The following is a 7781-nucleotide window of genomic DNA, read 5'->3' as shown; positions in this document are numbered from 1 at the left end:
CTTCCCCTCTGTCACCTCCGCCCCGCCCCACCAGGCATCACGCACCCGGTGCATGCCCCTGGCACCCGCACACGATGACGGAGATGAGCCTGCCGCCCCCGCCCGGGATGGCGTGATTCTTACGGAATGGACTTCCGCAACGGGGACAGCGGCGACGCCGAGCGGGCCCGGCTCGCGGCGCTGCGCGACGGCGAACCACTGGTCGACTTCGCGGGCTCCTCCACCCCGTACATCGACTACCAGTCCATCGACGTCCTCCTCTCCCTCCAGCAGCCGCGCTCCGACGAACCCGCCGAGCTGCCCTTCTACGTCCTCGGGCAGGTCAAAGAGCTGCTGTTCAAGCTCCTCTACGAGGAGCTGGTGCGGGTGCGCTCGCTGCTGGACGCGGACGAGGTGCGGCAGGCGGTGTGGGTGCTGCGCCGCGTGCACCGGGAGGCCGCGCTGCTGTGCTCGACCTGGGACGTGCTGGGCACGCTCGCGCCCACCGAGTTCAACGCCTTCCGCGACAGCCTGGGCCAGGCTTCGGGGCTCCAGTCGTACATGTACCGGATGGTGGAGTACGTCCTGGGCAACAAGGACCCCCGGCTCGCCCGACCGCATCTGGGCGTACCGGGCGTGGCCGAGCAGGTGCGGCGGGCGCTGGAGGAGCCCAGCGTGTACGACGCCGCGCTGGCACTGCTGGCCCGGCGCGGCGCCGCGCTGCCCCCGTCCGTGCTGGAGCGCGACTGGTCGCGGCCGTACGAGCCGGGCGAGGCGGCGGAGCTGGCGTGGGCGCAGGTGTACGCCAACGGCAGCGCGCCGGACGAGGAACTGTTCTGGCTGGCCGAGGCCATGACGGACGTCGCCGAGGCGATGTGCCGCTGGCGGTCCCTGCACCTGCTCACCGTCGAACGGACCATCGGCACCAAACCCGGCACGGGCGGCACCCACGGCGTGGCCTGGCTGCGCCGGGTGAGCGAACACCGGTTCTTCCCCGACCTGTGGGCGGCACGGGGACGGATCTGACCACCGGGACCGGCGACGGGTGGCTCAGCGCACCAGCGGAGCGGCCGTCGAGACGAACGCCTCGATCGCCTCCCGGGCCTGCTGGTCGCGGCTGCTGTGCTCCTGCTGCTCCTCGGCGTAGGAGATCTCCTGCGTCCGGCGGTAGGCGAGCTCGGCGGCGCGGGCGACACCCGCCTCATCAGTGAGCAGCTTGACCCGGTAGAGCGCCTGCCGGGCGACCGTGCGCAGCCGGTGTGCCTCGTCACGCGCCTCCCGGAACGGCTCCCCGTCCGGATCCGCCGCTTTGCGGTACCAGCGCGCGGCCTGGCCATGGCGGTAGTCCTCCACCGCCGCCGCGAACGCGGTGTAGGTGGCTATCCACTCCTGGCGCAGCGCCTCGGAGCGGGTGAACTGCTCTGTGCGCCGGGCCGAGAGGCGCTGGAAGACGTGGGTGATCACCGAGCCCAGCAGCGTACCGCCGACCGCGACGACACTTGTCCAGATGGCTTCCACGGCCCCAGTCGAACACATGGAGCCCCCGGCGCGCCGGGGGCTCCATGCGGTGGCTCACTTCAGGCGGGTGCCCGTGGAGCGGAGATTGGCGCAGGCGACCTGGACGCGGTCGGCCATGCCCTTCTCGGCGGCCTTGCCCCAGCTGCGCGGGTCGTAGACCTTCTTGTTGCCGACCTCGCCGTCGACCTTCAGCACTCCGTCGTAGTTGCTGAACATGTGCGCGGCGACCGGCCGCGTGAAGGCGTACTGGGTGTCGGTGTCCAGGTTCATCTTCACGACGCCGTTGTCCAGCGCCGTGGCGATCTCCTGCTCCGTGGAGCCGGAGCCGCCGTGGAAGACGAAGTCGAACGGACGGCTGCCCGCCGGCTTGTCGAACTTCTCGGCGACTCCCTCCTGGAGGTCCTTCAGCAGCTCGGGGCGGAGCACCACGTTGCCCGGCTTGTAGACGCCGTGCACGTTGCCGAAGGAGGCGGCGAGCAGGTAGCGGCCCTTGTCGCCGAGACCGAGCGCCTCGGCGGTGCGGACGGCGTCCTCGACGGTGGTGTACAGCTCGTCGTTGATCTCGTGGGTGACGCCGTCCTCCTCGCCACCGGTCGGGGTGATCTCGACCTCGAGGATGATCTTGGCGGCGGCGGCCTCGGCCAGCAGCTCCTGGCCGATCGCCAGGTTGTCCTTCAGCGTCTCGGCGGAGCCGTCCCACATGTGGGACTGGAAGAGCGGGTTCTCACCGCGCTGCACCCGCTCGCGGGAGACCGCCAGCAGCGGACGGACGTAGCCGTCGAGCTTGTCCTTGGGGCAGTGGTCGGTGTGCAGGGCGACGTTGACCGGGTACTTCTTCGCGACGATGTGCGCGAACTCCGCGAGCGCGACAGCGCCGCTGACCATGTCCTTGCTGTACTGCCCGCCCAGGAACTCGGCCCCGCCCGTGGAGATCTGAACGATGCCGTCGCTCTCCGCCTCGGCGAACCCGCGGAGGGCGGCGTGCAGCGTCTGCGTCGAGGTGACATTGATGGCGGGGTAGGCGAACTTGCCCTCCTTCGCCCTGTCGAGCATCTCGTTGTAGATCTCGGGGGTTGCGATGGGCATCAGACCGCTCCTTGGGGTGTGCGTGGTGTGATCCGGCTTCGGCTCAACGGAACGACGTCATCGTCGTGCCCATCCTCCCAGACAGGGCCGGGTGCTCCAGACGCGGGTGTTCACGAATTCACTAAGTTCACTAAGTCTCAAAGGTGCCGTTTCACGTGAAACGGCGACGGGGAGCACCGCAGCCCCCTGCCCCCTGCCCCTCAGGCCAGCTCGAGGTCGTCCAAATCGAACGCGTATACGTACGGCACCCCGGCGCGCTCCATCGCCCCGGCCGCGCCGCGCTCCACGATGGTCGCCACGGCGACCACCTCGGCGCCCGCCTGCCGGGCCGCCTCGACGGCGGTGAGCGGGGAGTTTCCGGTGGTCGAGGTGTCCTCGACGATCAGCACCCGGCGCCCCGCGACATCCGGCCCCTCGATCCGGCGCTGCAGCCCGTGCGCCTTGCCCGCCTTACGGACGACGAACGCGTCGAGGCGCCGGCCGCGAGCCGCGGCGGCGTGCAGCATCGACGTCGCGACCGGGTCGGCGCCGAGGGTGAGCCCGCCCACCGCGTCGAAGTCCAGATGCGCTGTCGCGTCCAGCATGACCTGGCCCGCCAGCGGCGCGGACTCACCGTCCAGGGTGATACGGCGAAGGTCGATGTAGAAGTCGGCCTCCGCACCGGAGGAGAGGGTGACCCGGCCGTGCACCACGGCCTTGTCCTTGATCTGTCGCAGCAGCGCGGCGCGCACGTCGTCGTTCATGGGACCTCAGCCTATGCGTCCCCGGCCGGTGCCCCCCGCCGGCCATCGCCTGCCGCCTAGAGCCGCTGCCAGGCCCAGGTGGTCGTCAGCTCCAGCGGGTCGAGGGGGGTCACCTGGCGCGGGTGCGAGTTGAGCCCGTTCGGCGGGCCGCTCTGCGGCTCCACGCAGACGGCGTCCTCCGGCTCGTCGTACACCACGACGTACTCGGCACGGGACGTCAGCCGCAGCGACAGCTCCGACGGCCACGTCAGCGTGACATCGACACCGCCGGGCATCCCGAAGCAGTCGTCCCACGGGCCGGGCCGCGGCTCGATGCGGGCACCGGTCGGAATGTGGTCCTCGCCGCGCTCCTCCTGCCATTCGGGGGAGAAGTCGATCCGCACGTCCTCGCCGCCCCGGCCGAGGTTGCGCGCGAACCAGGGGTGCCAGCCGGCCTGGGCGGGGAAGGAGACGTCGAACGTCTCGACCGCGAGCTTCAGGGTGAGCGAACCGCCGTCCCCGGCCAGCTCGACGACCTGCGTAACCCGCCCCTCCCAGGGCCACGGGTCGGTCAGGTCGTAGGTGAACGACGCCTTGGTGGCGGTGGCGCCCGGTGCCTGGCGCCAGATCCCGTCGCGCACCGTTCCGTGGATGGCGTGCCCCCGATTGTTGAGCGGCAGTTGATACATCTCACCGCCGTTGCGGAAACGCCCCTGCGCGGTGCGGCCACACCACGGCGCCATCACGAACGAGCCGTACTTCGGCCCCTGACGCAGGAGTTCGGTGCCGCCCACCCGGAGGGAGGCGAGCCGGCACCCGTGCTGGGGTTCGATCGTCGCCTCGGTCCCCTGGGCACTGAGCACGACGGTCGTGGCTTCTGCGGAGGTGGGCAGATCAGTCATACAGCGACCATAACGGCGCTGTCAGCAACGCCGCCGCAAGACCCGCTGTCGACAACCCCCGCACCACGCAGCGGCACCGCCCGTCGCCGCGGCGCCCTCCCTCAGCGCTCTCCCTCAGCGCCTGCGCCGCAGTGCCCGGCCGAGGACGACCGCGCCCGCGACCACGGCAGCCGCGGCCGGGGCCGCCCAGCGCAGGGTGGCGGTCGCCGAGGCGGGCTCCGGGGCCGGGACCGGGGCGTAGCGGCCGCGCGGCGGGGCGTGGTCCACCTCTTCCGCACTGCGCCCGATCATCGTGCGCCGCGCGTGCGCTGCCTCCGCACCAAGTCCACCGGAGTCGCCGGGCACCTCGACTTCGCCGTAGCCCTCGCTCGCCGCCTCGGCCGCGTCCAGCTCCGACTCGTCGTCGCGGCCCAGCGACGAGGGCGGCACCTCCGTCTCGAACAGCGGGGTACGGTCCGGCTCGGGCTCCGGTTCCGGGATGCCGGGGATGGCCCGTTCGTTGTCGCCGGGCGCGCCGATGCCGCCTGCGACGGGGCCCTCGGCCTCCTCAGGACCCGCACCCTCCGGTCCTCCGCCGGACGTGTCCGCCTCCGGGCTGCCCGCCGGCGGCTCGTCGCGGATGCTGTCGCCGAGGGCCGCGGCGAAACGGTCGAGCAGCCGCACCCCCGCCGAGGTCGTGGTCTTCTCCTCGATCGCGGCGAGCCTGCCGGTGCCGGTGACCGTGCCGACGCACACCAGCGCGGTGCCCTCGCCGTCGTCCGCCGAGCGGGGCTCGACGGTCAGCGCGAGCTCGACGGTGCCGTCGCCGCGGGCCTCGGTGCCGCGGCCCGTCACCTCCAGCCGCTCCAGCGCGTCGGGCGCCGCCGCGCTGCCGGTGCCGCCGCGCGGGGTGAGGGAGAGGGTGCCCCGGTAGGTGATGGTCGAGCCGCCGATCCGTACCTTCAACCGCCCCGCGAGCTGCTCCGCCGACGGTTCGGCGCCCTCTTCCGGCTCCTGCTGGAATCCGGGTACGCAGCGGGCGACGCGGGCGCTGTCTGCGAGGGCGGCCCGTACAGAGCCGACGGAAAGCGGTACGTACACCTCGTGCTCCATGGGGCGGAGCCTATTACCCCTCGGTCCGCGGCACATATGACTGCGCCGCAAGATTTGGCCGCCGCCGTACGACCGACGCACGAACCGCCGTACCACCGCACGGGAAGTCACTCCGCATACCGGGGGTGCATCAAGGTGGAGGGCGGCACGCGGGTGCGGCGCTCGCCTAGGCACGTGGGCGGGGCCGGCTTCGCGGGCCTGGCCAGCAGAAAGCGCCGCCCGGCGCCGTACGGGCAGGGCCGCAGCCCGGCGGCCCGCAGCGTGGCGTCGACCGTCCAGAAATCGCGGGCCCGTCCGCCGGGCGCGCCCGCCCGCACGGCCAGCCGCCCCTCGTCAGCGAGCGCCCGCGCGGCGAGCCCGTAGAACTCCTGCGAGTACAGCTTGGGCCCCGCGGAGCCCTCCGGCGCGGGCAGCGCCGAGATCATCACGTCGAACCGCGCCGCGTCGGACCGCACCCGCTCCCGCAGCCAGTCGAAGGGATCCGCGTTCACCACCCCGACCCGCGGGTCGTCGAGCGCCCCGCGGTTCAGCGCCCGCAGCCCGGGGTCGCGCCGGGCGAGCCGCACCACGCCCGGGTCCCGCTCCACGACGGTGACCTCCCGTACGCCGCGGAACCGCAGCACCTCCCGCACGGCGAGCCCGTCGCCGCCGCCGACGATCAGCACCCGGTCGCGCGGACCGCCCTCCATGGCCGGGCGGACCAGCCCCCGGTGGACGGCGCGGGCCTGCCGGCCCCGCAGTGCCAGCCTGCCGTCCTGGAAGAGCCGCAGTTCGCCCGCGGCGGGCCACTCCGCGCGGGTCGCACCACCGGTCAGTACGAGTTCCTGCTGCGCGGTGTGCACGGCGACCCGTACGTCGTCGCCGTACACGGCCCGCCGTGCGGCCTCTTCGAACGGGCCGACGAACGCGGTGCCCACCAGCAGCAGGGACAGCACGCAGCCGTTGGCGGCCAGCAGCCGGTACCGCGCCCGGCCCCGCAGGTCGTGCCGGAAGAGCCACTGCACGACCAGCCCGCCGGCCAGCGCGTTCACCACTCCGGTGAGCAGCCCGCTGGTCAACTCACCGGCCAGCGGCAGGAGGAGGAAGGGAAAGGTCAGCCCGCCGACGAGCGCCCCCACGTAGTCGGCGGCGAACAGATCGGCCACGGCGCCGCCCGGGTCCTGCGCGCGGATCCGCTGGATGAGCGTCATCAGCAGCGGCATCTCCGCACCGATCAGCGCGCCGATCGTGAAGGAGGTGAGGACCAGCACCACGCGGGCCCCGCCCAGCCAGGCGAAGGAGGCGTAGAGCGCCATCGCCGAGCCGCCGCCGACCAGCGCCAGCAGCGCCTCGACATAGCCGAAGCCCGCGGCCGCGTGGCAGCGCAGTCGCTTGGCGAGCAGCGAGCCGACACCCATCGCGAAGACCATCACGGAGAGCACGACGGATGCCTGGGTGACGGAGTCGCCGACCAACGAGGAGGCGACGGCGACCAGTTCGAGTTCGTAGACGAGGCCGCAGGCGGCGCACACGAAGACCGAAGCGAGGACGAAGCCGCGCCCGAGCCCGGCGGGTACGGGCAACCGCGCGCTCCCCACGTAAGGCTGTGGACGGTCGATCACGGGATGCACGCTACGTCACATAATGAGCACCTTCGGTCACTCACAGGGGTGCCGCTCAGGCTAACGCCCGGCCGTACAGCGGGACCGTGGCCGGCTCGCGTGGCTCCCCGGCGCCCTCCCGCTTCTCGCGCGCCCTGGTGGCCACCCGGGTGCGCGTCGAGACCAGACAGCCCTCCTGCGGATAGGAGTGCCAGGTTCGCCAGCGGATCTGGCCCTCGTGCCGCTGGACGAGCAGCGCGGTGAACGCGCTCGGATCACCGGGAAAGGTGCCCGCGAAACCATTGGGGTGGTCAGCCACCAGCGCGAGCAACTCCTGCGCGCGCCCTGCGAACGAGCCGGGCGAGAGTCTTTCGACCCGCGCCGCGAACTCGTACTCCCACTCGCCGAAGCGTTTGGAGACGCCGAGCGGGAGCGGGGCGCTGCGGCCCGGAAGGCAGGCGACGGTTTCGGAACAGCCGCCGTACTCCTCGCCGAGCAGCACCTGGTGGGAGGCGCCGAGGAGCCGCAACTGCACGTGGGTGCCGCCCAGTTCCACGTCCATGGAGGCGAGGGCCGGCAGAGGCCCGCGGCCGAGGTCCCAGCCGAGTTCGTGCGCGCGGGTGTCGCTGTAGGCGGTTTTCAGGATGGTGAGCATGGGTCGGCTCCGCAAACACGCAGGGAGGGTGGGCCGCCCCACCCCTCGAGTCCCGAGCCTCCGGGCCGGGGGCCGGGAGCGCTCGGGGACGACAGTTCACGATTCACCGAATCACGGAACGCGCTGCGTCCCCAGCGCTTTTACCCAGGTTCTGCGGATTTCCATCCCATAGGTATGGAACAGGTCAGGTGTTCCCTTCCCACGGCGAGCGCGGGCCGCGCACGGCCGCATTTCCGGCCGCGTGCGC

General features: G+C 72.3%; 8 protein-coding genes. 1 reads left to right on the top strand and 7 read right to left on the bottom strand.

Annotation, left to right across the window (positions count from 1 at the left end):
* The first annotated feature begins 126 nt into the window (after positions 1 to 126).
* The gene (locus ITI46_RS31965; RefSeq protein ID WP_209243437.1) at positions 127 to 1005 is read left to right on the top strand and encodes a tryptophan 2,3-dioxygenase; all 879 of its coding nucleotides are present in this window, start codon (positions 127 to 129) and stop codon (positions 1003 to 1005) included.
* Positions 1006 to 1029: 24 nt separating this feature from the next.
* On the opposite strand, the gene kilB is transcribed toward ITI46_RS31965, so the two are convergent.
* The 7 genes from kilB to ITI46_RS31930 all read right to left on the bottom strand — a co-directional run bounded on the left by kilB (position 1030) and on the right by ITI46_RS31930 (position 7534).
* The gene (kilB, locus tag ITI46_RS31960; RefSeq protein WP_209243436.1) at positions 1030 to 1497 is read right to left on the bottom strand and encodes a plasmid transfer protein KilB; all 468 of its coding nucleotides are present in this window, start codon (positions 1495 to 1497) and stop codon (positions 1030 to 1032) included.
* A gap of 54 nt (positions 1498 to 1551) precedes the next feature.
* Positions 1552 to 2583: a class II fructose-bisphosphate aldolase gene (gene fbaA / locus ITI46_RS31955; protein WP_209243435.1), complete on the bottom strand. Its 1032-nt coding sequence runs from the start codon at positions 2581 to 2583 to the stop codon at positions 1552 to 1554.
* A 200-nt stretch (positions 2584 to 2783) separates the two neighbouring features.
* Positions 2784 to 3326, bottom strand: coding sequence for an orotate phosphoribosyltransferase (gene pyrE / locus ITI46_RS31950; protein WP_209243434.1), 543 nt, complete (start codon positions 3324 to 3326; stop codon positions 2784 to 2786).
* A gap of 56 nt (positions 3327 to 3382) precedes the next feature.
* Positions 3383 to 4207, bottom strand: a complete 825-nt coding sequence (locus tag ITI46_RS31945; RefSeq protein ID WP_209243433.1) for an aldose epimerase family protein — start codon at positions 4205 to 4207, stop codon at positions 3383 to 3385.
* A 114-nt stretch (positions 4208 to 4321) separates the two neighbouring features.
* Positions 4322 to 5299: an SRPBCC family protein gene (locus ITI46_RS31940; protein ID WP_209243432.1), complete on the bottom strand. Its 978-nt coding sequence runs from the start codon at positions 5297 to 5299 to the stop codon at positions 4322 to 4324.
* 107 nt (positions 5300 to 5406) lie between these two features.
* Positions 5407 to 6900 carry a polyamine aminopropyltransferase gene (locus ITI46_RS31935; protein WP_209243431.1) on the bottom strand — a complete coding sequence of 498 codons (1494 nt, stop codon included), beginning with the start codon at positions 6898 to 6900 and terminating at the stop codon, positions 5407 to 5409.
* A gap of 55 nt (positions 6901 to 6955) precedes the next feature.
* Complete coding sequence (locus tag ITI46_RS31930) at positions 6956 to 7534, bottom strand: DUF2617 family protein (RefSeq protein WP_209243430.1); 579 nt, start codon at positions 7532 to 7534, stop codon at positions 6956 to 6958.
* Between the last annotated feature and the right edge of the window lie 247 nt (positions 7535 to 7781).

The sequence above is a fragment of the Streptomyces oryzae genome (assembly GCF_017676365.1).
Lineage (GTDB): Bacteria > Actinomycetota > Actinomycetes > Streptomycetales > Streptomycetaceae > Streptomyces > Streptomyces oryzae.
Note: the sequence above shows the minus strand (reverse complement) of the source record. Positions and strands in the feature narration are given on the sequence as shown.

Excerpts from the sequence above, each read along its gene's own strand:
- pyrE (WP_209243434.1), bottom strand. The coding sequence starts at position 3,326 with ATGAACGACGACGTGCGCGCCGCGCTGCTGCGACAGATCAAGGACAAG.
- ITI46_RS31930 (WP_209243430.1), bottom strand. The coding sequence starts at position 7,534 with ATGCTCACCATCCTGAAAACCGCCTACAGCGACACCCGCGCGCACGAA.
- ITI46_RS31940 (WP_209243432.1), bottom strand. The coding sequence starts at position 5,299 with ATGGAGCACGAGGTGTACGTACCGCTTTCCGTCGGCTCTGTACGGGCC.
- ITI46_RS31945 (WP_209243433.1), bottom strand. The coding sequence starts at position 4,207 with ATGACTGATCTGCCCACCTCCGCAGAAGCCACGACCGTCGTGCTCAGT.
- fbaA (WP_209243435.1), bottom strand. The coding sequence starts at position 2,583 with ATGCCCATCGCAACCCCCGAGATCTACAACGAGATGCTCGACAGGGCG.
- ITI46_RS31965 (WP_209243437.1), top strand. The coding sequence starts at position 127 with ATGGACTTCCGCAACGGGGACAGCGGCGACGCCGAGCGGGCCCGGCTC.